Genomic DNA, 22738 nt, shown 5'->3' on the forward strand with positions numbered 1-22738 from the left:
CCATGGTGTTGTGGAGCGTGCCCGCGTACCTGCCGTTCGTGCAGCCGCCGCTGACCGACGGGGCGGTCGCGGCGGCCGAGGAGCAGCTCGGGGTGCGGCTGCCCGCGGCGTACCTGGCCATGCTGGCCGTACAGAACGGCGGGTATCTGCGGGCGACCTGGCCCGGGCTGCCGCACGAGGGGCTGTCCGGGATCGGGCCGCACTTCCCGAGCATCACGCTCGACGGGGCCTGGTGGCGGCCGCCGGCCGAGGACGAGGACATGTGGGTGCCGGACGGGGCGACCCGGCTGATCCCGTTCGACGGGGGCGGGCACTGGGACCTGTGCTGGGACTACCGCGAGTGCGGGCCGGACGCCGAGCCGGAGGTCGTCTACGTCGACGTCGACGGGGAGACGGTCCGGCCGGTCGCGGGCGACTTCGACATGTTCCTGGCCGGGCTGGTCGACGAGGCCGAGGCGTCGGCGCTGCGGGTGCGGGCCGGTGTCGGGCTCGACGACCTGGCCGCGGAGCTGGGGGAGGAGCTCGGCTGCGCGTTCGTCGACCTGGGGGAGTGGGCGCACGGGTACCGCCAGCTGCACGCCCGCCTCGCCGGTGGCGCCCAGGTCTGGCTCGGCGAGAACCGGGTGCCGGCGGGCTTCCACCGCGAGGGCCGGCAGGTGGTGGTCACCACCGAGACGGCGCTGCGGCTGCCGGCCGACCCGCGCTGCACGATCGTGGTGGAGACCGCCGACGACGAGGCCGGGGTGGTCCGCGCCGCGCTGCGGGCCGCCGGCTACTGAGCGCTCAGGCGTTGCCGGCCTTCGGGTCGCCGAGCAGCGGGGGCTGGTCGATGGTGGTTCTCGCGGTACCGAGGGCGGCTCCCACGAACTGCCGGTAGATCGCGGCGGGCAGGCCCGTGCCGGTGACCGGCGCGCCGGAGCGGTCCACCAGGGGCCGCTCCTCGGCCTTGTTGCCGACCCACACGGCCACCGCGATCTGCGGCGCGAACCCGGCCGCGGCGGCGTTCGCGGTCTTGGTCAGCTCCTTGCCGTAGGGCCAGTCGCCGACGGCGAGCGCGGTTTGGCGGCCGTCGGCGAGCTTCCCGGCCGGCTGCTGGGTGAGCGCCCAGGCCACGTTGCGCGCGATGGACTCGTCGACGCCCGCCTCGACCTGGTCGGTGGCGCGGTAGGTGGTCCGGCTGCCGAAGGTCACCTGCGCGATCAGGTGCGGCTTGGCCCGCCGCCCGTCCGCGGCCAGGGTGGCCATCGTGTTGGCCTGGTCGAGCAGCGGCACCGGGTACTGGCCGAGGCCGGCCTCGGCGTCGAAATACTGCGGATAGAGCCGGTCGCCGGGCTGGTCGAGCGCGATAGCCTTGGGCCCGCCGTCCTTCAGCATGATCCACATGGTGCCGACGCCGAGCGAGCGCGCCATGTCCAGTATCGACGCGGGCCCTGTCTTGGCTATCACCGCGAACAGCGGCACCTTGAGCCCGTCGCGCTGGGCGTCGAGCAGCGTGCAGGAGGGCTTGCCGCCGGGGCATTTGCGGGTGTCCCGGATCGGGTTGCCGTTCTTGATCGTGCGGCCCATGGCCGGGAAGTCGCCCTCGGCCGGGGCCTGCCACTTCGACTGCAGCGAGATGCCGGCCTTGAGCGCCGCGGCCACGGTCACCGGCGCGAACGTGTTGCCCGGCGGGTGCTGCAGGCCGGCGTAGTCCAGGCCGGCGCCGTTCTCGCCGCCGTAGTACGCGACGATCCGCCCCGTTCCCGGCTGGACCGCGACCGCCGCCGCCTGCATGGTGCCGGGCTGGCCGGTCATCGCCGTGCCGACCGCGCCGAGCAGCGAGCTCTGCAGCTTCGCGTCGATGGTGGTGGTGATCCGGGCGCCCGCGGCCGGCAGGTGCAGCGCGTCGAACTCGGCCAGCACCCGGGTCCGGATCAGCCCGGCCGGGCCGGTCGGGCGCAGCGCCGCGCGCCGCTTCTCCGTGTCGGCGACCGGGCGGGTGGTGCCCTCGGGGAACACCACGCCGGTCAGGCCGCCGGTCATCCGCCCGCGGATCTCCTCGAACCGCCGCTTGGCCGCGTCGGCGTGCAGGGTCGGGTCGTAGTCGGCGGTGCCGGGCGCGTCCAGCTGCGCGGCGAGCACGACCGCCTCGCCCGGCGACAGGGTCGCGGCCGGCTTGTCGTAGAACGCCTGGGAGGCCGCCTCGATGCCGTAGGCGTAGCGGCCGAAGTAGACGGTGTTGAGGTACCGGTCGAGAATGACGTCCTTGCCGTGGCGGCTCTCCAGCCGGCTCGCGATCACGGCGAGGCGCGCCCTGTCCGCACCCGGTTCAAGCCTTCGCGTGTACTGGATGCTGATCCCGGTCGGCCGCCCGAACCAGTGGCTGTCCCGAAAACCGGGATCCTGCGCCGCGATCACCGCATCGGCGACGTATCCGGGGAGGCGGCCGGTGTCGATCGGCACCTGGTCGTCCTGGCCGGTGCGGGCCATGAGCGTGCCGTCGGAGTACAGGATCTCGGTCGACCCGCCCGGGTCCGGCAGCTCGGGCACGGTCACGTTGCCGGCGTAGATCCCGGCCGCCGCGGCCGCCCCGCCGAGCAGCACCACAATGACCGCGGCGCCGGCGAGCAGTCGTTTCCGGTTCATGTGCGTCGGTCCTCCCCCTTGGACGGACGCATCGTACGCGGTCGAAGTCTTACAGACCTGCCTCGAGGGTGTCGTAGATCAGGTTGCCCCGGTCGTGATCGGCCAGCCGGCGGGTCACATAGGCCATCCGGTACCCGTCCGGGTCGTCGAGCCGCCCGCCGGCCGAGGAGCCGCCGATCCCGCCCATCCCGACCCAGTCCTCGTCGCGGCGCCAGCCCAGCGTCCAGACCGCGTCCTCCTCCAGCAGCCGGTCGACGCCCACGGCCTGCGGCGCGAGCGCCTCGGCGAGCAGTTCCGGCGGCAGGAGGCGGGGCAGCGCGTGGTACACCCCGGCCAGTCCACGGGCGGTGGCGTGCAGGTTCACCGCGGGCAGCTCGCCGCCGCGCCACGCGTCGCCGTTGAGCACCGCGAGGTCGAGCAGCCCGGCCGGGTTGCCCAGGGCGCGGGCCCACAGCTCGCCGTGGCCGGACACCGACTCCCGCGGCCAGTCCGGCGTCGCGTGCTCCAGCTCGGCGCACCGCCCCCGCTCGTGGGCCGGCACCCCGAAGTGCACGTCGAGCCCGAACCCGCGCACCACGTCCCCGACGCTCTCGCCGGTCGCCCCGCGCAGGATCGCGCCGAGAATGTTCCCGTACGTCAGCGCGTGCTCACCCACGGCCGTCCCCGGCTCCCACTCCAGCGGCGAGTCGAAGATCGCCCCGGTGCAGCGCGCCCAGTCCAGCCCCTCCGCGGCGGTGAGCGGCTCGGCGATGGCGGGCAGCCCCAGTTGATGGGCGAGCGCGTGCCGGACGGTGCCGCTGTCGTGCCGGAACGCCGGCCAGTACGCCTGGACGGGTTCGTCGAGCCCGATCAGCCCGTCGGCGACGCGTTTGAGCACGGCGAGCGCCGCTACCGGCTTGCCGGCCGAGAAGACGGTCGTGAGCGTGTCGGCCTGCCAGGGCTTCCCGGGCGCGGCCCAGCCACCCCACAGGTCGACCACCAGCTCGCCGCCGACGTAGGCCGCGACGGACGCGCCGGTTTCCCGGCCGTCTTCAAGCAATTCCTGGAAGGCGGCGGCGACGGGTTCGAAACCCTTGGCAACGGTACCGTTCACGGCGCGGACCCTACACCGATGAGTTCCCGGCGCGCGTGGCGTTATATCCCGCATGAGCATCGTGATCGCCGACATGACCATGTCCCTCGACGGCTTCATCGCCGACCCGGACGACCGCTGCGACGAGCTGTTCGGCTGGTATTTCAACGGGCCGGTCGCCGTGCCGCCGTTCGCCGTCTCGGAGAACAGCGCCCGGCATCTGCGCTCCGGGTTCGAGCATCTCGGGGCGCTGGTCTGCGGGCGCCGCCTGTTCGACCTCACCGGCGGCTGGAACGGTGCGCACCCGATGGGGGTCCCGGTCGTGGTCGTCTCGCACCGCCCGGCCCCGTTTTCGTTTGTCGACGGCGTCTCGCGGGCCGCCGCGGTCCCGTTCGTCGACGTGCCGTTCTCGTCCGCCGATGCGCCGTTTTCGTCCGCCGAGGGGCCGTTCTCGTCCGTCGACGCGCCGTTTTCGTCCGTCGATGCGCCGTTCCCGTCCGGCGCCGCGCCGTTTTCGTTTGTCGACGGCGTCTCGCGGGCCGTCGCCGCGGCCCGGGAGTTGGCCGGCCCGGCGAAGTGGGTCGGGGTGGCGAGCGCCTCGATTGCCCGGCAGTGCCTGGAGCTGGGCCTGCTCGACGAGATCCGGGTCGCCCTGGCCCCGGTGCTGCTGGGTCGCGGCATCACGTGGTTCACCGGCGTCTCGGCCCGCCTGTCCGACCCCGAGATCATCCCTGGCACCGGCGTCACGCACCTCTACTACAAGGTGCTCAAGTGACGTGTCCGAGGGCTTCGGCGTGCTCGTTGTGCTGGCGGGTCGCCTGTTCCAGCACCTCGATCATCCCGGCCAGCACCGTGTCGTCGAAGCGCGCCAGGATCGTACGGCCCTGCTCGACGACCGGGCCGTAGATCTCGAACACGGCGCGCTCGGCGCGGGGGGTCGGGCGCACCGTCACCCGGCGACGGTCGGTCGCGTCACGTTCTCGCGTGACATATCCAGCACGTTCCAGGCGATCGATCGCCGTCGTCACCCCGCCGGTCGTCATGCCGGCCGCGGCGGCGAGCTCGCCCGGCGACTTCTCGGCGTCGTCGCTGAAGAGCAGTTCCAGGCAGCGCATGTCGGTCCGGTTGATGCCCAGCCGGTCGGCGGCGCGCTGGTCGAGCGCGTCGACCGCCCGCTGGTACTCCTGCATCGCCCGGCCGAACGCGCCGATCAGCTCCTCCGAACCCACCCTTGCGATGCTACCGGATCGCTCGTACGCTAAGTTACTAGAAATTCTAGCGACTAGACTTGCGAGGTAACTTCACGTGAAGGTCATCGTCATCGGCGCGGGCACCGGCGGCATGTGCCTGGCCCACGGCCTGCGCCGGGCCGGCATCACCGTGGCCGTCTACGAGCGCGACCGGACCCGCCGCTCGGGCCTGCACGGCTACCGCGTCGGCATCGACCCGCACGGATCGCGCGCGCTCAAGGCCTGCCTGCCCCCCGACCTGTACCGCACGTTCGTGGCCACCTGCGCCAAGGCTCCCGAGCGCTTCGTGTTCCTCGACGAGCACCTGCGGCGGACGCTGACCCTCACGCTGCGTGAGCCGACGGACGACGTGAACGACGAGAAGTCCGTGAGCCGCATGACGCTGCGGCAGGTGCTGTTCACCGGGATGGAGGACGTGCTGCACTTCGACAAGACCTTCGTCCGGTACTCCCACGAGCCCGACGGGCGGGTCACGGCGCACTTCGCGGACGGTACGAGCGACACCGGCGACCTGCTGGTGGGAGCCGACGGCGTCAACTCACCGGTGCGCGGGCAGCGGCTCCCGCACGCCCGGCTCGAGGACGCGGGCATCATCGCGGTGGCGGCGAAGGTACCGATGACGCCTGAAAGCACTTCGCTCATGCCTGCAGGGGTGTTTCCCGGCATCGGCATGGTCCTCGCGCCGCGGGGGATGGCCTGCATCCTGCACTGGATGGAGTTCCCATGGGCCGACGGCACGTTAAAACATGAAATCGGCGGCAACGACCGGGAACTCCTCGAAGCCTGGCCCGGGCTGCTCTTCGACAACACGCGGGACTACCTGAACTGGGGCTTCTGGGCCGCGACGGACAAGTTTCCGGCCGACGTCATGCAACGCTCCGGGGCCGATCTGGCCCGGTTGGTCACCGCGCTCACGCCGCGCTGGGATGCCCGGCTGCACCGGCTGTTCGCGCTGACCGACCCGAGCACGTGCTTCCCGATCACCATCCGCACCTCGGTGCGCGTCGAACCGTGGGCGACCGACAACGTGACCCTGCTCGGCGACGCGATCCACACGATGACTCCCGGCCAGGGCGTGGGCGCGAACACCGCACTGCGCGACGCCCACCATCTCGTGCAGGCGCTGACGAGCGGGCGGCCGCTGGTGGCGGCCGTGGGCGATTATGAGCGGGAGATGCTCGCGTACGGCTTCGCGGCGGTCGAGGCCTCGAAGCGGCAGACGGGCGGCGACCAGCTGGTGCACCGCCCTTACATCGGCCGCGTGGCCCTGGCCGCGCAGCGCACGTTTCTGCGCGCGACCGACCGGATCCCGTTGTTGAAGCGCCGTTTCGAGGCTGACTTGTACGAGGTGCGCGGCTAGTTTGCCGCTGCCGTTTGTCGCTGTGCTTCTTGCTGTCGCTTGTCGTCGCCGCGTTCTGGCCGTCGCGTTCTGGCCGTCGCGTTCTGGCCGTCGCATTCTGGCCATCGCGTTCTTGCTGTCGCTTGTCGTCGCCGCGTTCTGGCCGTCGCGTTCTGGCCGTCGCTTCTCGGTTATTCGCTCGTGATCGCGATGACCCGGGTGAGCGCGGCGTGGAGTTGCAGCAGCTCCTCCATCGGCATCCCGAGCTTGTCGAAGATGGCCGGCGGAATCTTCTCGGCCTCGGCGCGCAGGGCCTTGCCTTGTGCGGTGAGCGTGACCTCCAGCACCCGCTCGTCGTGCTCGGCCCGCCCCCGGTTGATCAGCCCGCCGGCCTCGAGCCGCTTGAGCAGCGGCGACAGGGTGCCCGGGTCGAGCTGCAGCAGCCCGCTGAGCTCCTTCACCGACAGCGGGGAGCGCCCCCAGAGCGCCAGCATCACCAGGTACTGCGGGTGCGTCAGCCCCATCGGCTCCAACAACGGCCGATAGAGCGCAACGACGTTCCGCGAGGCGACCGCGAGCGCGAAGCAGACCTGATGCTCCAACGCCAGCGGATCGGCCGGCAGTGCGTTCCGGGTCACCGCGTACGCCCTTCCCTCATGACCGTGTGGCTGCCATACTAGCGGTACACCAACGATTGGTACACCAATCATTGCCACACCAAGGAGGGCCGGGGACGTGTTCGGCTTCAAGCAGCGCGCGGCGAAGAAGGACCGCATGGGCAACTTCTTCTTCCGGATCTTCGGCCCGGCCACTGTGGAGGGGGCGATCCAGGGTTGGAGCCCGCAGGCCCAGAACCAGTACAAGCAGATGCGCGAAAACCAGAAGCGCGCCGCGGCGGAACGGCGGGCTGCCAGCTCTTGATCGGGTCTTCGTCTTCGATCCGGTCTTCGTCCTTGATCGGGTCTTCGTCCGGCCGCTCTTGATTGCTGTCTTATCCGGCCGCTCGTGGTGCGCTTTTTCTAGTCGCTCTTGATGCGGCGTCGGCCGGCTTCCTGCAGCAACGCCAGCCGAGCCGCCCCGATGGCAACCACGGCAAGGGCGACCCGCCACACCAGCAACCCGAACTCCACAGTCGTCTGATGCCCGGCCCCAAACCGCCCGGCAACGTCATCAAGCCCGGGAATGCTGACCACGAGCGTGAGGATGGCCACGCCGGCCATGGTCGGCGCCACCCAGATCGCCCGCGGCCGCTCGAACGCCGCCCAGGCCGCCCCGACGAGCACCACGGTCGCGGTGATGATGAGCATCGCCATGGCCACCGTGACGGGCCGATGCCCATCGAGCCGGCTGGCCCCGTGCAGCGCCCACCCGTTCCAGACATCACCGCCCCGCTGCAGCAGCGTCGCCGTCCCATAGTTCGTCTCGACGGTGACGGTGTTGTCCTCCCGCGCCCACGGCAGCGCGAGCGCGATGAGGGCGGCGACCGCACCGATGAGCGCCACAACCCGGCTGCCCAGCCCGGCCGTCGTAGGCCCATTGGGCGCCGACGGTGGCGGCACGGCCTCGACCACGGCCTCATGCGGTGAGCTCATGCCCGTAGACCGTAGTCGCCGGGAACCAGGCTCGTCACTGCCCCGGACCGATGGCTTTTCGACACTTACCGAACCCAACACTCAGCACGTGAGCCAGCTCGCACCACCCGGCCGCCACCACCCACCACCGACTCGGCCACCCGCTTCCCTGCCGCCGCCGCGTTTCCCTGCCGCCGCGGCGCTTCCGTGCCACCGTTAGTCGCCCGACGCACCCGCTCGGCAGTGGCCGCTTTCGTGCCGCCGCGCGCTTTCCTGGTGTCGCGGCGTTTCCCTGGTGTCGCCGCCTTCTTTGTCGCCGTTGGTCGCCCGACGCCGATGCCCCCGGCTCGGCGGTCTCGCTTTTCCTGGCGCCGCGCTTTCCTGGTGTCGCGGCGTTTCCCTGGCGTCGCCGCCTTTTTGCCGCCGCTGGTCGCCGACGCGGACGCCCACACTCGGCGGTGGTTGCTTTTCCTGGCGTCGCCGCCTTCTTGTCGCCGTTGGTCGCCCGACGCGGACGCTCCCACTCGGCGGTGGTCGCTTTACTGACGCTGCCGCGTTCCCTGGCGTCGCCGCCTTTTGTCGCCGTTGGTCACCCGACGCGGACGCCCCCACTCGGCGATGGTCGCTCGGTCCTGGCCCGCACGGTCCGTCTCTCTACCCCCGCGACCCACAAACAGCCCGTCTCGCTCATCATCCCCGGCGGCCCCCCCGGGCGGCCTGCCCCCGGCGCCCCCGGTGACCCCCCTCCGGCGGCCCCGCCCCTGCGAAGCCCCGCTACTTCCCCTGCGCGATCGGTTTCCGGCGCCCTGCCTGCTGCCGATACCCCGGATGCACCCCCGGCGTCAGCCCCTGCTGATCGGCGATCCGCTGCAGCAACCCAGTCAGCTGCCGCCGCTCCTCCGGCTCCAGACCCTCGAGCAGCTCATCGTCGTGCTCCGTAGCGATCGCGCGCATATCCATCATGATCTGCTCGCCGTCCACGGTCAGATACAGCTCGTGATGCCGGCGATCCGTGCTGCCCGGCCGGCGTTCGACCAGACCCTTGTGGTTGAGGTTGTCGATGAGCACGACGACGCGGCTCGGCACCACGCCCAGGTCGACAGCGACCGACTGCTGGCTGCGCCCCGGCTGCCCGTTGATCATCCGCAGCAACCCGACCTCGGCCGGGGAGAGGCCCAGTTGCTGCACCCGATCCGCGAACAGCTCCGCCGCGTGCGCCCCAAGTTGAGACAAGAGGAAAGCCGCTCCTCGTGGTCGCTTGGGTTGCCCGCCGTCCGTCATGGGTCTATCGTACACCAAGAGAACGATTCACTCCAATGAACTATTCAGCCACCTGAAAGGAGTGCTCGCATGTCGTTCACCAGCCATCCAGACCTGTCAGGCAAGGTCGCCCTCGTCACCGGAAGCTCGCGTGGCATCGGCGCCGCCACCTGCCGCGCGCTGGCGGCCAACGGTGTCCGCGTCGCCGTCAACGGCCGCGACGTCGCCGCCGTCGATCGGGTCGTCAGCGAGATCACCGAGGCCGGCGGCACCGCCCTGGCCACGGTCGGCGACGTGACCGACGCCGCGACCGTGCACCGCATCCGCGAGGACGTCGAACGCGCCCTCGGCCCGATCGACATCCTCGCCCCGTTCGCCGGTGGCCAGGGCCGCCCCGTCCCGACCGCCGACCTGGGCGCCGACCAGTGGCGCGCCACCATCGAATCCGACCTGACCTCGGTCTTCCTGGCCGTGCGCGAGGTCCTGCCAGGCATGATCGACCGCCGCGCCGGCGTGATCATCACGATGTCCTCCACCGCCGGCCGCCTGGCCGGCCTGGCGAGCATCGCCTACGCCTCGGCCAAGGCCGGCGTCGTGATGTTCAGCAAGCACCTGGCCAGCGAGGTCGGCCGGCACGGCATCCGGGTCAACTGCCTGGCCCCGTCGGCGGTCCTCAACGACCGCATGCACGCCAACATGACCGAGCAACAGTTCGCCGAGATGGTGCAACACTTCCCACTGGGCCGCATCGGCCGCCCCGAGGACATCGCCGAGGCCGTCCTCTACCTCTCCTCCGACGCCGCCTCCTGGATCACCGGCGCCACCCTGGACCTCACCGGCGGCCGGGTGATCGTATGACCGCCAACACCCCCAGCGGCGGCTTCACCGGACCTCACCAGCGGCCGGGTGATCGCATGACCACCGACACCTCAGCGGCGGTTTCACCTCCGCGGCGGCGCGTGCAGGGCGGCCCGCACCTGGGCGCGCTCGGGATTGTGGTCGCGGCGCTGTTCCTGGTCGGGCTGGTGCTCGGCACCGGCGGCCGGGTGATCGTATGACCACCGACACCTCAGCGGCGGTTTCACCTCCGCGGCGGCGCGTGCAGGGCGGCCCGCACCTGGGCGCGCTCGGGATTGTGGTCGCGGCGCTGTTCCTGGTCGGGCTGGTGCTCGGCACGGCACTGGCCGGCGGCCATCCATACCCGTCGCCGTTCGGAGATGGCGCGGACATCGTGGCGTACTTCCGCGAAAACCCCAACCCGGTCAGGCTCGGCGGTGCGTTCCAGTTCGGCGCCGCCATCCCGCTGGCCATCTACGCGGCAACCGTGAGCGCGCGGCTGCACCAACTCGGCATTCGCGTGCCGGGGCCGACGATCGCGCTCGCGGGCGGGCTGCTCGCATCGGGGTTCCTGGCGCTGTCGGGCCTGATCGGCTGGACCCTGTCGCGGGCGGAGGTGCAGGGCGACCCGGCGCTCGTACGGGCGCTGCAATTCCTGAACTTCGGCGCCGGCGGCGTCGGGCACGTCGTGCCGCTGGGGTTGCTGGTGGCCGGGATCGCGGTTCCGGGACTGCTCGCCCGGCTGCTGCCGAGGTGGCTCGCCTGGGCCGGGCTGGTGATCGCCGGTATCGCGGAACTGTCGACCCTGGCACTGCTGGTGGACGGGGCCTCGTACCTGCTGCCGGTCGCCCGGTTCACCGCCCTCGCCTGGCTGATCGCCGCCGGTTTCCTGTTGCCGCGCCAACGAGTCCGGGCTGAGGGATAAAGAGTCGGAGTTCCTGTTGCCGCACCAACGAGTCCCGGCCGAGGGCCAAGGAGTCCGAGTTCCCGCTGCCGTGCCAACGAGTCCGGGCCGAGGGCCAAGGAGTCGGAGTTCGTGCTGCCATGCCGACGAGTCCGGACCGAGGGGCTTGCGAGTCAGACCTCCGCTGGGAGGCGAGAGCGCAGGAGTGCGAGATGCAGGACCGTTGTCGGGCCGAGGACGCGCAGAGGGGAGATGCAGGTCCGTTGCCGGATCGAGGGCTACGGAGTCAGACCTCCGCTGGGGGAGGACGCGCAGGAATGGCGGATGCGAGACCGTTGCCGGGCCGCGGTCGAACAGCTGGAAGGAGTCAGACCTCCGCTGAAGGTAGTGCGCGTAGGAGCGGGGGGACGCAGGACCGTTGCCTGGCGCGTTGAACAGCCGCGGTTGAGCAGTTGGAAGGAGTCAGACCTCCGCTGAAGGGAGGGCGCGCAGGAGTGGCGGGTGCAGGACCGTTGCCGGGCCGCGTTGGAACAGTTGGGCGGGGCGGCCGCGGTCGCCCTCGGTGGAGCGGCCCGTCGGCTCTACGAAGCCCGGCGTCGAGGTGGCCTTGCGGTGGAAGTTGCGGGGGTCGAGCTTGGCCGACCAGACGGCCTCGTAGACCTGGCGGAGTTCGGCGATGGTGAACTCCGGGGGGCAGAAGGCGGCGGCCAGCGGCGAGTACTCCAGCTTGGCGCGGGCTCGTTCCACGCCGTCGGCCAGGATTGTGGCGTGGTCGAAGGCTAGGGCGGGCAAGGAGTCGACCGGGAGCCACGCGGCCTCGGCGGCGTCGCTGCCCGCGGACGGGGTGGGGGCGTCCGGCAGTAGGGCGAGGTAGGCCACGGTCACTACGCGGCCTCGCGGGTCGCGGTTCGGGGTGCCGTACGTGGCGAGTTGCTCCAGGTGGGCGGCTGACGGGCTCAGCGCGGTCTCCTCCCGCAGCTCGCGGATCGCCGCCTCCGGCAGGTCCTCCCCATCCAGGACGAAGCCGCCCGGCAGGGCGTAGGTGCCCTCGAAGGGCGGGATGGCCCGGCGGATCAGCAGGACGTGCAGGGCGTCCTGCCGGACGGTGAGGATCACCAGGTCGACCGTGACGGCGAAGGTCATGTATTTATCACCACATTGACGAGAAAGGGCGACGACTTATATCGTCTACATGACGATAACTCATGGGGAGGGTCGCCATGGCGGACGTGACACGGCGTCTGTTTCTGCGCCACCTTCGCGGGGCGCCGACGAGCTGGGTGCGGCACCACGTCAAGGGCAAGGTGCAGCACGAAGGGGTTGGACAATCGTTCTGGTACCGGCCGTTGACCGCGGTCCTCAGCGAGGTACCAGTCGATGATCGTGAATTGCCGTTGCTGTTCCACGCGCGGACCGGTGACTTTGCGGATGTGACGGTGCAGGCGACCGTGACGTATCGGATCAGCGCGCCGGCCACGGCGGCCGAGCGGCTCGACTTCTCGGTCGATCCGAAGGGCGGGCAGTGGCGGGCCCAGCCGCTGGACCAGGTGGCGACGCTGCTCGCTGAGCTGGCTCAGCAGCCGGCGCTCGATCTGCTCGCGCGGTTGCCGTTGACCGAGGCGCTGACGGCCGGGATCGCGCCGGTGCGGGAGGCGGTGTCGGCGGCGCTGGGCAGCGATCCGCGGCTCACCGACACCGGGGTGAGCGTGGTCTCGGCGCGGGTGGTGGCGATCCGGCCCGAGCCGGACCTGGAGCGGGCGCTGCAGACGCCGACCCGCGAGGCCGTACAGCAGGAGGCCGACCGAGCCACGTACGCGCGCCGGGCGCGGGCCGTGGAGCAGGAGCGGGCGATCGCCGAGAACGAGCTGCAGAACAAGATCGAGCTGGCCCGGCGGGAGCAGCAGCTGGTCGAGCAGCACGGCGCGAACACCCAGCGGCAGGCCGAGCTCGACGCGGCCGCGGCGCTCGTCGCGGCGCAGGCCGAGGCGGACCGGGCCAAGGTCGCGGCCGAGGCGGAGGCGGAACGGTCGGGCATCACGGCGACCGCCGACGCCGAGCGGAGCCGGATCGCGGCCGCCGCCGAGGCCGAGGCGGACCGGCTGCGCATGGCGGCGCGGGCCGACGGTGTGCGCGCCGTCGGACTCGCGGAGGGCGAGGCGGAGGCGGCGCGGCTGGCGGCCTACCGTGACCTCGCACCGGCGGTACTGCAGGCGCTGGCCCTTCGGGACCTCGCCGGTCAGCTGCCGGAGATCGGCCAGCTCACCATCACCCCGGACATGTTGACCGGCCTGCTCGGGCGTCTGGGCCAGTCATGAGCAGGCGCCGAGGTCGAGTCGAGGTGCGCGGTCGCTGCAGGCCGGCCGCGCGAGGGTGCCGGGGGCGAGTCGGAGTGCGTGATCGCCTGCGGCCGTCCGTGCGTGGGTGCCGGGGGCGAGGAGAGGTGCGCGATCGTCCGGGGCTGCTCGTCAACATCCGTGCACCCCGTGTGGTCGCCGACGTGCGCGACCGCCCAGGGCCGGCCACGAGCACCCGGGCACCCCGCGGGCGAGTCGAGGTGCGTGATCGCCCGGAGTCGGTCGAGAGAGGACGCGGCGAGTTGGTCGAGGTGCGCAATCGCCTTGGGAGCGTCCAAGGAGATCTCGAGGCGCGCGAGCGTGGGAGCGGCGAGTTGGTCGAGGTGCGCGATCGCCTCGGGAGGGTCAAGAGCGAACTCGTCGAGGCGCGCAACCACGGGCGCGGCGAGTCATGAGCACCCTCGCACCCCGCGCGGTGGTTGTGTCGCGGCGTAGTGAGCTCGACGAACTCCTCGCTCGGCACGGCACCCGCGCGGCCGCCGACTACTACCTGCGCCAGCGCGGGCGGGACCTGGACGAGGTGGCCAAGCGGCACGCGGCCCTGAACGCCGCGCTCACCGCCGCCGGCGCCGCGATCCCCGCGGACTGGCGGCGTGGGCACATCGACCGGGAGGATCTGCCGCGGTTCCTGTTCGGGCCGGAGGACATCGTGATCGCCGTGGGGCAGGACGGGCTCGTCGCGAACGTGGCCAAGTACCTCGACGGGCAGCCGGTGATCGGGGTCGATCCGGAGCCGGGGCGCAATCCCGGGGTGCTGGTGCGGCACTCGGCCAAGGCGCTGCGCGGACTGCTGCACAAGCGGAACACCGAGCAGCGCACCATGGTGTCCGCGCGCCTCGACGACGGGCAGGAGCTGATGGGCCTGAACGAGGTGTACTTCGGGCACGTCGGCCACCAGTCCGCACGGTACACGTTGACGACCCAAGGCGGGGAACGCGAACGGCAGTCGTCCTCCGGAGTCGTGGTGGGGACCGGGACCGGGGCGACCGGTTGGTGCTCGTCGATCGCGCTGGAACGCGCCGGTGCGCCCGAGCTGCCGGCGCCGCTCGCGCATGAGGTGTGCTGGTTCGTGCGCGAGGCCTGGCCCTCGCCGGCCACCGGGGCGACGCTGACCAGCGGGCGGCTCGGCGGCGACGAGCGGCTGGAGCTCGCCTGCGAGGGGGAGCGGCTCGTGGTGTTCGCCGACGGGCTGGAGAGCGACCGGCTGGAGCTGGCGTGGGGGCAGCGGGTGAGCATCGGAGTAGCAGAGCGGCGTCTCAACCTGGTCGTGTGAAACATTGGGACGGTGAAAACCTTCCCGCTGGGCAAGCGCAACGTCCACCGCGTCGGGTTCGGCGCCATGCAGCTGCCCGGGCGCGGTGCCTTCGGGCCGCCCCGGGACCGGGCCGAGGCGCTCGCCGTCGTGCGCCGAGCCGTCGACCTGGGCGTCGACCACATCGACACTGCGCAGTACTACGGGCCCGACGTGGCCAACGAGATCCTGCGCAGCGCACTGTACCCCTATCCGGAGGAGCTCGTCTTCGTCAGCAAGGTCGGCGCCAAGCGCGACGAGAAGGGCGGCTGGCTCCCCGCGCAGCGACCTGCGGAGCTCCGGGCCGGAGTCGAGGAAAACCTTCGGGCACTTGGGTTGGACAAGCTGCATGCGGTCAACCTGCGGCTGCATTCGAAAGACGCGGCGTCGGTACTGGATGAGCAGCTCGACGCCATGATCGACCTACGCGACGCGGGGCTCATCGACGGCATCGGGATGAGTAACGTCGACGTGGAGCAGCTCCGGCAGGCCGTCGACAAGACCGAGATCGTCTGCGTGCAGAACCCGTTCAACCTGGTCGACCGGGCGTCGCAGCCCGTGCTGGAACTGTGCCGGGAGCGCGGGATCGCGTTCGTCCCGTTCTTCCCGCTCGGCGCGGCGTTCGGGCGGGCGCGGGTGCTCGGGCACCCCAAGGTCAAGGCGGTCGCGGAACGGCTCGACGCCACCCCGGCCCAGGTCGCGCTGGCGTGGGTGCTCGCGGTCGCCGACAACACCCTGCTGATCCCGGGCACGGCGTCGCTGGAGCACCTCGAGGAGAACATGGCGGCGGGGCACCTGAAGCTCGACGAGCAGGCGATGGCCGAACTGAGCACTGCGGGTACACCATGAAGAAACGACAGGTCGGAAACCTTCTCGCGCTGGCGGTCCTGTCGTATCTGAGCCGTGCGGCGATGCACCCGTATGAGCTGAGCAAGACCCTGCGCAACCACGGCGACGCGCGCAGCATCAAGTTCAATCACGGCTCGCTGTACATGGTGGTGCAGCAGCTGGCCAAGGCCGGTTTCGTCGCCGAGCAGGAGGTGAACCGGGACGGCGCGCGCCCGGAGCGGACCGTGTACCAGATCACCGACGCCGGGCGGGAGGAGCTGCGGGACTGGCTGCGGGAGCTGGTGGGGGAGCCGCAGCACGAGTACCCGGCGTTCGTGTCCGCGCTGTCGATGATTGCCGCGCTGACGCCCAACGAGGTCATCCCGCTGCTGCGCAACCGGCTGAAGGGCCTCGCCGACCTGCGCGCCGAGGCGGAGGAGTCGATCGAGAAGTCCGAGGCCGAGGGGGTGCCGGCGCTGTTCCTGATCGAGGAGCAGTACCGCGTCAGCCTCCTCGACGCCGAGATCACCTTCGTCCAGAACCTGTTCGCGCACGTCAACGAGTGGGGCCCGATGTGGGCCGCCGCCCACGGCGAAGAATACCGCCCCGAATAGTTGACACTGACTAGTCGCTCCCGGATAGTTGGTATCAACTAATCCAGAGAGCGGGGACTGGTCATGGAGAAGATCGGCAAAGCGGTCGTCATCGGCGGCGGCATCGGCGGTCCGGTGGCGGCGATGGCACTGCAGAAGGTCGGCATCGAGGCGACGGTCTACGAGGCCTACGACGGCTTGGCGACCGGGGTCGGCGGCGCCCTCGGCCTCGCTCCCAACGGCCGCCAGGCCCTGGCCGCGATCGGCGCCGAGGAGCGGGTCGTCGCGGCCGGCCGCCCGATGCGCTCGATGATCATGCAGAGCTGGACGGGCAAGCAGCTGGGCGAGTTCACGGCCCCCGACCGCCTCCCCGAGCAGCTGCTGATCTGGCGCTCCGACCTCTACCGCGCCCTCTACGACGAGGCCGCCGACCGCGGCATCCGCATCGAGCACGGCAAGCGCCTGGTCTCCCTCGACGGCCCGGTCGCCACCTTCGCCGACGGCACCACCGCCGCCGGCGACATCCTGATCGGCGCCGACGGCATCCGCTCCACGGTCCGCCACGCGATCGACCCCAACGCACCCGCCCCGCGCTACGCCGGGTTGCTCGGCTTCGGCGCCCGCTGCTCCGCCGAGGGGCTCGTCCCGACCGGCCCGAAGATGCACATGGTGTTCGGCAAGCGGGCCTTCTTCGGGTACCAGATCGAGCCCGACGAGGCCGGCTGGTTCGCCAACCTGCCCCACCCGACCCCGATGCGCGCCGCCGAGGCCCAGGCCACCCCGGCCGAGGAGTGGCTGCGCCGGATCGCCGAGACGGCCAGCAAGGACCGCACGCCGATGGTGGACATGATCCGGCGTACGCGCCCGGAGGACCTGGTCATCACCGGCGGCCTCGAGGACATCCCGAGCGTGCCGGTCTGGCACCGCGGCAACGTGGTCCTGCTCGGAGACGCGGCGCACGCCACCTCGCCGAGCTCGGGGCAGGGGGCGTCCCTCGCCATCGAAAGCGCGGTGCAGCTGGCCCGGGGTCTGCGGGATCTGCCGGTGCAGGCGGCCTTCACGGAGTACGAGCGGATGCGGCGAGAGCGGGTGGAGCGGATCATCAAGATGGCGTCGCGGACGAACGCGGACAAGGCGGCGGGGCCGGTGGGGCGGTTGCTGCGCGACATGCTGATGCCGATCGCGATGAAGGCGTTCGCGGACCCGGAGAAGTTCGCGTGGCAGTTCGACTACCCGATCGAGTTCGATGCGCCGGTTCGGGAGATGGTTGCTGCTCGATGAGGTGAAGGCTGCGGGGCCGGGGGCCGGGGGGGTGTCCCTATGGGTTTCGTCAAGCGGCAGCTTGACGGGCTTGGTAGGGCGTCTGGTCTCGGAGCATGGCGAACAGGACGTCGCAGCGGCGGCGGGCGAGGCAGATGAGGGCGGCGTTGTGGCGTTTGCCGGCGGCGCGTTTGCGGTCGTAGTAGGCCCGTGAGGGTGGGTGCGAGAGGCTGGCGAACGCGGCGAGGAAGAACGCGCGTTTCAGCTGCTTGTTCCCGCCCTTAGGTGGGTGTTCGCCGCGGATGCTGCTGCCGGAACGGCGGGTGACCGGGGCCAGGCCGGCGTAGGCGGCCAGATGTCCGGGGGTCGGGAAGGCGCCTCCATCGCCGACCTCGAGGAGGATGCGGGCTGCGGTCCTGACCCCGATGCCCGGCATCGACGTCAGGACCGAGGCAAGAGGGTGCGCATCAAGCATCCCTTCGACCTCCCGGGCCACCTCGTCACGCTGGCGCAGCACCTCGCGCAGACTCTCAGCGAGTTTCGGCAGGATCTTCTCCGCCGCAGCGGTGCCTGGAACGGTCACCGTCTGCTCGCCCAGGGCGGCGACGAGCTGCTCGACCAGACGTTCGCCCATGCGGGGTGCGTGCGGACGGACGATCTCGGCGAGTTTCGACCGGCCCGCGCGACGCAGACCGGCCGGGCCGCCGCAGCGTGACAGCAGTTCCAGCACGGCTTTGTGCTGGACTTTCGGCCCGAGGACCCGCTCGAGGGCGGGGTGGATCTGGGTCAGCAGCCCGCGGAGGCGGTTGCTGATCCGGGTGGCTTCACCGGCGAGGTCGTCGTCGAAGCCGACCAGGACCTCGAGCTCGGCCAGGGTCTCGTCGCCGACGTCGACGCGGCGCAGGGTGTGCGGCAACGTGCGGGCGGCGTCAGCGATGACGTAGGCGTCACGGGCGTCGGTCTTCGCTGCACCCGGGTGCAGGTCCGCGATGCGGCGCATCGCCAGTCCGGGCAAGTATGCGACCTGGTGGCCGCCGTGCCGGGCGACCGCGACCGGCAGCGCCCCGATCGAGGCCGGCTGGTCAACCACCACCAGAACCCGGCCATGCCGGGCGAGCCGGTCGAACACCTGCCGCAGCTTCGCCTCGGTATTGACCAACGCGGCGTCGTGCAGCCGCTTGCCCTCCCGGGTCAACGCCACCGCGTGATGGCCGTCCTTACCGACGTCAAGCCCGAGAAACACCTGATAGTCGCCGTGCACATCGCCTCCCCGCGACGGTCCCAAGCCTCGATCGCGAACTTGGCGTCGACTGCCGGCAGCCACGTTACGAAGAGACCTACCCAGGCACATCAGGTGGTCGTGTCCCTATCAGCGGTCCGTCGACGCCACCCAGCCCGGCGACAACACCCCCCGGATCATGCCGACGACAGGGGCAGTAAGTCATACCGAACCAGGCGACCGAGCGCCCCCAACGGGGACCTAAAAAAGGTAACGGGTGGTGGGGGGGGAAGTGTCAGAAAGGCTCACTGCCTTGTGATGTCGGCTAGTGTCCTGAGTCGTTAAATCGTCGTCAGTGGGTACAGGTGTGTTATGCCGTTGCCGACAGCAGTACCGATCGTGCTTACTGATGACGAGCGAGAGCAGTTGCTAGCGTGGTCGCGTCGTCCCTCGAGTGCGCAGGCCCTGGCGTTGCGGTCGCGGGTGGTCCTTGCCTGCGCGGCTGCCGGCGGGGCCGCGAACGGGCAGATCGCCGAGGAACTCGGCGTTTCGCGTAGCACGGTGACGAAGTGGCGGAACCGGTTCGCCGGTGATCGGCTCGACGGCCTGCTGGACGAGCCGCGGCCCGGCCGGCCCCGCACGATCGCCGACGCTGATGTAGAGCGGGTGATCACCACAACCCTCGAGACGACACCGAAGGACGCCACGCACTGGTCGACCCGCTCGTTGGCTGCTGAGGTTGGTCTGTCGCAGACCGCGATCTCACGGATCTGGCGGGCGTTCGGATTGCAGCCGCACCGGCAGGACGCGTGGAAACTGTCGAAGGACCCGCTGTTCATCGACAAGGTCCGTGATGTCGTCGGGCTGTACCTCGATCCGCCGGAACGCGCCGTGGTGTTGTGCGTGGACGAGAAGTCGCAGATCCAAGCACTGGACCGCACCGCCCCGGTCCTGCCGATGCTGCCCGGCACCCCGGCCCGCGCCACCCACGACTACGTCCGGGCCGGCACCTCAAGCCTCTACGCCGCCCTCGACCTGGCCACCGGCCAGGTGATCGGCTCCCTCCATGCCCGGCACCGCGCGATCGAGTTCAAGAAGTTCCTCCAGACCCTCGACCGGCAGGTCCCGGCGGACCTGGACGTGCACGTAGTGCTGGACAACGCCTCCACCCACAAAACCCCGACCATCAAACGCTGGCTGACCGCCCACCCGCGGTTCGTCCTGCACTTCGTCCCGACCAGCGCATCCTGGCTCAACCTCGTCGAACGCTGGTTCGGGGAACTGACCACCAAGAAACTCCAACGCGGCACTCACCGCACCGTCCGCGCCCTCAACACCGACATCCGCGCCTGGATCGAGGCCTGGAACAACAACCCAAAGCCCTATGAGTTCCCCCCGGTTTGGCGGAGCTTCTCAAACGTGATCGACTGATCATGGGGAGGAAGTTCTGTGGCCGCACCGAAGAAGTACCCCGACGAGCTGCGTGCGCGTGCCGTGCGTCTGTATCGCGAGTCGAACCCGAAGCCGACCATCCGGCGACTCGCCGAGCAGCTGAACGTGCATCACGAGGCGTTGCGGAACTGGATTCGCCAGGCTGAGGCCGACGCAGGTGAACGACACGATCGGCCGACGACCGAGATGGCGCAGGAGAACCGCCGGCTGCGGGAAGAGGTCGCTGAGCTGCGCCGGGTGAATGAGATCCTGCGTGCTGCGAGCAGCTATTTCGCGTCGGAGCTCGGCCCGGCCCGGCGACGGTCATGAGGTTCATCAACGAACACTCCGGCCGCTTCGCGGTCGCGCTCCTGCTACGGGTCCTCAACATCGCCGAGTCAACCTACTACCAGTGGGTGCGCGCAGCCGAGCAGCCATGTGACCGCGACCTGGTCGACCTCGGCCTGCTCTCCAACATCTACGAGATCTGGGAAGCCTCCGGCTGCACCTACGGCGCGGACCGGGTGCATCGGCAACTGCGCCGTGACGGCATCCGGGTCGGCCGTAAGCGGGTCGAGCGGCTCATGGCGCAGCAGAGCTGGCACGGGGCGTTCCTGCGCCGCGGCTGGCGTGGCGGGTCAACCCGGCAGGACCCGCGGCACACGCCGGCACCGGACCTGGTCAATCGGCAGTTCACCGCGGCTGGCCCGAACCGGCTGTGGGTCGCAGACGCCACCCGCATCCCCTGCGGCGAGGGCGTGTTCTGGCTGGCCGCCGTCCGCGACGTGTTCTCCCGCCGCATCGTCGGCTGGAAGACCTCCGACCGGTGCGACACCGACCTGATTCTCGCCGCTCTCGAGTACGGCATCTGGTCCCGCGACGTCCGCGACGGCCAGCTCATACATCACAGCGACCGCGGGTCGAACTACACGAGCTTCCGCTTCTCGCAACGCTTGCAGGACAACGGAATCCGGCCGTCGATGGGCTCGGTCGGTGACTCGTTCGACAACGCCCTGATGGAGAACTTCTGGTCCACTCTGAAGATCGAACTCGTCTACCGAACGAGCTGGCGGACTCGCGACGAGGCCGAGAACGCGATCTTCACCTACATCGACACCTGGTACAACACCCGCCGCATCCAACGCGAACTCGGCTACCGCAGCCCCGACGAGTACGAGGCCGCCTGGCACGCCCAGGCCGAGCCAGATAACCTCAGCCCTGCCCCGACCGGAAGCAGGTAACCACCGCTCCGTCGAAACGGGGGGAACTCACTATGTCTGGACCAAGACCGCCGACCAGATCCTCGAATCCATCGCCCGCTACTGCACACGCATTAACGACTCACGACACTAGTGGTTTCGGTCGTGTTTGAAGGGCCTGGCATTTCCGGAAGCCCCGAAGGTTGCCGTGCTGGTCAGAGATGTCGGCTTGTGGTTTCGGTTGTCTTTGAAAGGCCTAGCATCTGTTGCGTGGATGCTGAGCTTGAGTCGTTGCCGCGGATTGGGGCGCCTGCTACTCGGGCGCTCCACAACGCTGGGTATACGCGGCTGCGGGAACTTGATCGGGTGTCTCGGGCTGAGCTGGCCAAGTTGCATGGGATGGGGCCCAAGGCGCTCGGAATACTCGACGAGGCGCTAAGCAGGCACGGGCTGTCGTTTAGCTGACCTGACCCACGGTGGGGGGCTGCTACGTTGCGTGACATGCGGCTCGCTACGTTCAACGTGGAGAATCTGTTCGCTCGGGCCAAGGCGATGGACAACACCGTGCGGGAGGTCGGGCAGCCGGCGCTCGCGGCGTTTGAGACGTTCAATCGGATCGCGGCCAACGACGAGTACAGCGACGACGACAAGGCGGCCATGCTCGACGCCCTTGTCACGCTGAAGGTGCTGGTGCAGACGAGGGCCGGGCGGCGGCTCAATCCCAGTCAGTTCGACACGGCCTGGGCGCTGCTCCGGGAGAACCGGGGCGACTTCCTGGCCGCGCCCAGTGATCGGGAGCCGCGGATCGTGGCCAAGGGGCGCGGGGACTGGACCGGGTGGGTGGAGCTGATCACCGAGCCGGTTGACGAGGTCGGCACGCGGATGACGGCTCGGGTGATCGGGGAGCTCGCGGCCGACGTGCTGTGTCTGGTCGAGGCCGAGAACCGGCCGGCGCTGGTGCGGTTCAACGACGAGTTGCTGGAGCGGCGCTACGAGCACGCGATGCTCGTCGACGGCAACGATCCGCGCGGGATCGATGTCGGGCTGGTGGCCACCGGCGACGTCACCATTGACTGGGTGCGCAGTCACGTCGACGTGCCCGATCCGGCCGTGGCGGGGAAGCGGTTGTTCAGTCGGGACTGCCCGCTGTACAAGCTGAAACTGGAAAGCGGCGCCGTTCTGTATCTGTTGCTGAACCATCTCAAGAGTCAGTCGTTCGCGTCGGGCGATCCGGATCCGTTGCGGACGCGGCAGAGCACCGAGGTGCGGGCGATCTACGACCGGCTGCGGGCGGAGGGTGCGGAGTACATCGCGGTGCTCGGGGACTTCAACAAGGGGCCCGACCGGCACGATCCGAAGCACCACCCGACGCTGGAGGCGCTGCTCGACGCCGGGACGCCGCTGGTCAGCTGCTATGACCTGGATGCGTTCGGGGGGCTGTTCGACCCGAAGGACACCGGCAAGGAGCGGCCGGGCACGTTCCAGTCGTGCACCATCTCCAACCGGCTCGACTACATTCTGCTCTCACCCGAGCTGGCGGCCAAGGTGACCGGCGGCGGGGTGTTCCGCAAGGGGCTCTGGGGGAGCCCGGAGAACAAGAATCCGCCCAAGCTGTGGACGACGTACCAGGAGCTGACCGCCGCCAAGCACGGGGCCAGCGACCACGCGGCGGTCTGGGTGGACCTGGACATCTAGGGCAATACCG

At 70.3% G+C, this 22738-nt stretch carries 24 protein-coding genes; 16 read left to right on the top strand and 8 right to left on the bottom strand.

What is annotated here, in order from left to right:
• Positions 1-2: 2 nt before the first annotated feature.
• Entirely contained in the window at positions 3-779 is a 777-nt protein-coding gene (locus tag ACQP00_RS14820) for an SMI1/KNR4 family protein (protein ID WP_433219300.1), read from the top strand.
• Positions 780-783: 4 nt separating this feature from the next.
• Here ACQP00_RS14820 and ACQP00_RS14825 read toward each other — a convergent pair whose 3' ends face one another.
• Both ACQP00_RS14825 and ACQP00_RS14830 read right to left on the bottom strand, forming a co-directional pair.
• Positions 784-2625 carry a transglycosylase domain-containing protein gene (locus ACQP00_RS14825; protein WP_433219302.1) on the bottom strand — a complete coding sequence of 614 codons (1842 nt, stop codon included), beginning with the start codon at positions 2623-2625 and terminating at the stop codon, positions 784-786.
• A 49-nt stretch (positions 2626-2674) separates the two neighbouring features.
• Positions 2675-3718: a serine hydrolase domain-containing protein gene (locus ACQP00_RS14830; RefSeq protein ID WP_433219304.1), complete on the bottom strand. Its 1044-nt coding sequence runs from the start codon at positions 3716-3718 to the stop codon at positions 2675-2677.
• 52 nt (positions 3719-3770) lie between these two features.
• Here ACQP00_RS14830 and ACQP00_RS14835 point away from each other — a divergent pair, with 52 nt between their 5' ends.
• Complete coding sequence (locus tag ACQP00_RS14835; protein ID WP_433219306.1) at positions 3771-4472, top strand: dihydrofolate reductase family protein; 702 nt, start codon at positions 3771-3773, stop codon at positions 4470-4472.
• Here the strand turns inward: ACQP00_RS14835 and ACQP00_RS14840 are convergent.
• On the bottom strand, positions 4465-4926 hold the full coding sequence (locus ACQP00_RS14840) for a MarR family winged helix-turn-helix transcriptional regulator (RefSeq protein WP_433219308.1): 462 nt from the start codon (positions 4924-4926) through the stop codon (positions 4465-4467). The two genes, ACQP00_RS14835 and ACQP00_RS14840, sit on opposite strands and share 8 nt — an antisense overlap.
• A 112-nt stretch (positions 4927-5038) precedes the next feature.
• On the opposite strand from ACQP00_RS14840, the gene ACQP00_RS14845 reads away from it, so the two are divergent.
• Positions 5039-6307, top strand: a complete 1269-nt coding sequence (locus tag ACQP00_RS14845) for an FAD-dependent oxidoreductase (RefSeq protein ID WP_433223856.1) — start codon at positions 5039-5041, stop codon at positions 6305-6307.
• Between the two features lie 170 nt (positions 6308-6477).
• Here the strand turns inward: ACQP00_RS14845 and ACQP00_RS14850 are convergent, their stop codons facing one another.
• On the bottom strand, positions 6478-6924 hold the full coding sequence (locus tag ACQP00_RS14850) for a MarR family winged helix-turn-helix transcriptional regulator (RefSeq protein ID WP_433219310.1): 447 nt from the start codon (positions 6922-6924) through the stop codon (positions 6478-6480).
• Between the two features lie 97 nt (positions 6925-7021).
• Here ACQP00_RS14850 and ACQP00_RS14855 point away from each other — a divergent pair, with 97 nt between their 5' ends.
• A complete protein-coding gene (locus ACQP00_RS14855; RefSeq protein ID WP_433219312.1) occupies positions 7022-7207 on the top strand; it encodes a hypothetical protein in 186 nt (61 codons plus the stop codon).
• A 98-nt stretch (positions 7208-7305) separates the two neighbouring features.
• On the opposite strand, the gene ACQP00_RS14860 is transcribed toward ACQP00_RS14855, so the two are convergent.
• Positions 7306-7878, bottom strand: a complete 573-nt coding sequence (locus tag ACQP00_RS14860; RefSeq protein ID WP_433219314.1) for a hypothetical protein — start codon at positions 7876-7878, stop codon at positions 7306-7308.
• A gap of 753 nt (positions 7879-8631) precedes the next feature.
• Complete coding sequence (locus tag ACQP00_RS14865; protein WP_433219316.1) at positions 8632-9138, bottom strand: MarR family winged helix-turn-helix transcriptional regulator; 507 nt, start codon at positions 9136-9138, stop codon at positions 8632-8634.
• A 69-nt stretch (positions 9139-9207) separates the two neighbouring features.
• Between ACQP00_RS14865 and ACQP00_RS14870 the strand changes: the two genes are divergently transcribed.
• Genes ACQP00_RS14870 through ACQP00_RS14880 form a run of 3 tightly spaced genes read left to right on the top strand, consistent with a single transcriptional unit; the run spans position 9208 to position 10879 of the window.
• On the top strand, positions 9208-9975 hold the full coding sequence (locus ACQP00_RS14870; RefSeq protein WP_433219318.1) for an SDR family NAD(P)-dependent oxidoreductase: 768 nt from the start codon (positions 9208-9210) through the stop codon (positions 9973-9975).
• Between the two features lie 56 nt (positions 9976-10031).
• Entirely contained in the window at positions 10032-10175 is a 144-nt protein-coding gene (locus ACQP00_RS14875) for a hypothetical protein (RefSeq protein ID WP_433219319.1), read from the top strand.
• The gene (locus ACQP00_RS14880; protein ID WP_433219321.1) at positions 10172-10879 is read left to right on the top strand and encodes a hypothetical protein; all 708 of its coding nucleotides are present in this window, start codon (positions 10172-10174) and stop codon (positions 10877-10879) included. Before ACQP00_RS14875 ends, ACQP00_RS14880 begins: the two co-directional genes overlap by 4 nt.
• Before the next feature lie 441 nt (positions 10880-11320).
• On the opposite strand, the gene ACQP00_RS14885 is transcribed toward ACQP00_RS14880, so the two are convergent.
• Positions 11321-12001: an NUDIX hydrolase gene (locus tag ACQP00_RS14885; protein WP_433219323.1), complete on the bottom strand. Its 681-nt coding sequence runs from the start codon at positions 11999-12001 to the stop codon at positions 11321-11323.
• 77 nt (positions 12002-12078) lie between these two features.
• On the opposite strand from ACQP00_RS14885, the gene ACQP00_RS14890 reads away from it, so the two are divergent.
• From ACQP00_RS14890 to ACQP00_RS14910, 5 genes are all read left to right on the top strand, one after another.
• Positions 12079-13173, top strand: a complete 1095-nt coding sequence (locus tag ACQP00_RS14890) for an SPFH domain-containing protein (protein WP_433219325.1) — start codon at positions 12079-12081, stop codon at positions 13171-13173.
• Between the two features lie 430 nt (positions 13174-13603).
• A complete protein-coding gene (locus tag ACQP00_RS14895) occupies positions 13604-14485 on the top strand; it encodes a hypothetical protein (RefSeq protein WP_433219327.1) in 882 nt (293 codons plus the stop codon).
• 12 nt (positions 14486-14497) lie between these two features.
• Positions 14498-15352 carry an oxidoreductase gene (locus tag ACQP00_RS14900; protein WP_433219328.1) on the top strand — a complete coding sequence of 285 codons (855 nt, stop codon included), beginning with the start codon at positions 14498-14500 and terminating at the stop codon, positions 15350-15352.
• Positions 15349-15945, top strand: coding sequence for a PadR family transcriptional regulator (locus ACQP00_RS14905; RefSeq protein ID WP_433219330.1), 597 nt, complete (start codon positions 15349-15351; stop codon positions 15943-15945). The genes ACQP00_RS14900 and ACQP00_RS14905 overlap by 4 nt, the downstream gene beginning before the upstream one ends.
• 63 nt (positions 15946-16008) lie before the next feature.
• Positions 16009-17205, top strand: a complete 1197-nt coding sequence (locus ACQP00_RS14910; RefSeq protein WP_433219332.1) for an FAD-dependent oxidoreductase — start codon at positions 16009-16011, stop codon at positions 17203-17205.
• A 49-nt stretch (positions 17206-17254) separates the two neighbouring features.
• Here ACQP00_RS14910 and ACQP00_RS14915 read toward each other — a convergent pair whose 3' ends face one another.
• Complete coding sequence (locus ACQP00_RS14915) at positions 17255-18445, bottom strand: IS110 family transposase (RefSeq protein ID WP_433223854.1); 1191 nt, start codon at positions 18443-18445, stop codon at positions 17255-17257.
• A 330-nt stretch (positions 18446-18775) separates the two neighbouring features.
• Here ACQP00_RS14915 and ACQP00_RS14920 point away from each other — a divergent pair, with 330 nt between their 5' ends.
• The 4 genes from ACQP00_RS14920 (at position 18776) to ACQP00_RS14935 (ending at position 22728) form a co-directional block, all read left to right on the top strand.
• On the top strand, positions 18776-19834 hold the full coding sequence (locus ACQP00_RS14920) for an IS630 family transposase (RefSeq protein ID WP_433219334.1): 1059 nt from the start codon (positions 18776-18778) through the stop codon (positions 19832-19834).
• Between the two features lie 18 nt (positions 19835-19852).
• The gene (locus ACQP00_RS14925; RefSeq protein ID WP_433200652.1) at positions 19853-20164 is read left to right on the top strand and encodes a transposase; all 312 of its coding nucleotides are present in this window, start codon (positions 19853-19855) and stop codon (positions 20162-20164) included.
• Positions 20161-21075 carry an IS3 family transposase gene (locus tag ACQP00_RS14930; RefSeq protein ID WP_433200655.1) on the top strand — a complete coding sequence of 305 codons (915 nt, stop codon included), beginning with the start codon at positions 20161-20163 and terminating at the stop codon, positions 21073-21075. The genes ACQP00_RS14925 and ACQP00_RS14930 overlap by 4 nt, the downstream gene beginning before the upstream one ends.
• A gap of 459 nt (positions 21076-21534) precedes the next feature.
• Positions 21535-22728 carry an endonuclease/exonuclease/phosphatase family protein gene (locus ACQP00_RS14935; RefSeq protein WP_433219335.1) on the top strand — a complete coding sequence of 398 codons (1194 nt, stop codon included), beginning with the start codon at positions 21535-21537 and terminating at the stop codon, positions 22726-22728.
• The last annotated feature ends 10 nt before the right edge of the window (positions 22729-22738 follow it).

The sequence above is a fragment of the Dactylosporangium sp. CS-047395 genome (assembly GCF_050942185.1).
GTDB lineage: Bacteria > Actinomycetota > Actinomycetes > Mycobacteriales > Micromonosporaceae > Dactylosporangium.

Excerpts from the sequence above, each read along its gene's own strand:
- ACQP00_RS14880 (WP_433219321.1), top strand. The coding sequence starts at position 10,172 with ATGACCACCGACACCTCAGCGGCGGTTTCACCTCCGCGGCGGCGCGTG.
- ACQP00_RS14920 (WP_433219334.1), top strand. The coding sequence starts at position 18,776 with ATGCCGTTGCCGACAGCAGTACCGATCGTGCTTACTGATGACGAGCGA.
- ACQP00_RS14890 (WP_433219325.1), top strand. The coding sequence starts at position 12,079 with ATGGCGGACGTGACACGGCGTCTGTTTCTGCGCCACCTTCGCGGGGCG.
- ACQP00_RS14875 (WP_433219319.1), top strand. The coding sequence starts at position 10,032 with ATGACCACCGACACCTCAGCGGCGGTTTCACCTCCGCGGCGGCGCGTG.
- ACQP00_RS14820 (WP_433219300.1), top strand. The coding sequence starts at position 3 with ATGGTGTTGTGGAGCGTGCCCGCGTACCTGCCGTTCGTGCAGCCGCCG.
- ACQP00_RS14845 (WP_433223856.1), top strand. The coding sequence starts at position 5,039 with ATGTGCCTGGCCCACGGCCTGCGCCGGGCCGGCATCACCGTGGCCGTC.
- ACQP00_RS14865 (WP_433219316.1), bottom strand. The coding sequence starts at position 9,138 with ATGACGGACGGCGGGCAACCCAAGCGACCACGAGGAGCGGCTTTCCTC.
- ACQP00_RS14885 (WP_433219323.1), bottom strand. The coding sequence starts at position 12,001 with ATGACCTTCGCCGTCACGGTCGACCTGGTGATCCTCACCGTCCGGCAG.
- ACQP00_RS14910 (WP_433219332.1), top strand. The coding sequence starts at position 16,009 with ATGGAGAAGATCGGCAAAGCGGTCGTCATCGGCGGCGGCATCGGCGGT.
- ACQP00_RS14870 (WP_433219318.1), top strand. The coding sequence starts at position 9,208 with ATGTCGTTCACCAGCCATCCAGACCTGTCAGGCAAGGTCGCCCTCGTC.
- ACQP00_RS14825 (WP_433219302.1), bottom strand. The coding sequence starts at position 2,625 with ATGAACCGGAAACGACTGCTCGCCGGCGCCGCGGTCATTGTGGTGCTG.
- ACQP00_RS14935 (WP_433219335.1), top strand. The coding sequence starts at position 21,535 with ATGCGGCTCGCTACGTTCAACGTGGAGAATCTGTTCGCTCGGGCCAAG.
- ACQP00_RS14930 (WP_433200655.1), top strand. The coding sequence starts at position 20,161 with ATGAGGTTCATCAACGAACACTCCGGCCGCTTCGCGGTCGCGCTCCTG.
- ACQP00_RS14895 (WP_433219327.1), top strand. The coding sequence starts at position 13,604 with ATGAGCACCCTCGCACCCCGCGCGGTGGTTGTGTCGCGGCGTAGTGAG.
- ACQP00_RS14835 (WP_433219306.1), top strand. The coding sequence starts at position 3,771 with ATGAGCATCGTGATCGCCGACATGACCATGTCCCTCGACGGCTTCATC.
- ACQP00_RS14905 (WP_433219330.1), top strand. The coding sequence starts at position 15,349 with ATGAAGAAACGACAGGTCGGAAACCTTCTCGCGCTGGCGGTCCTGTCG.
- ACQP00_RS14860 (WP_433219314.1), bottom strand. The coding sequence starts at position 7,878 with ATGAGCTCACCGCATGAGGCCGTGGTCGAGGCCGTGCCGCCACCGTCG.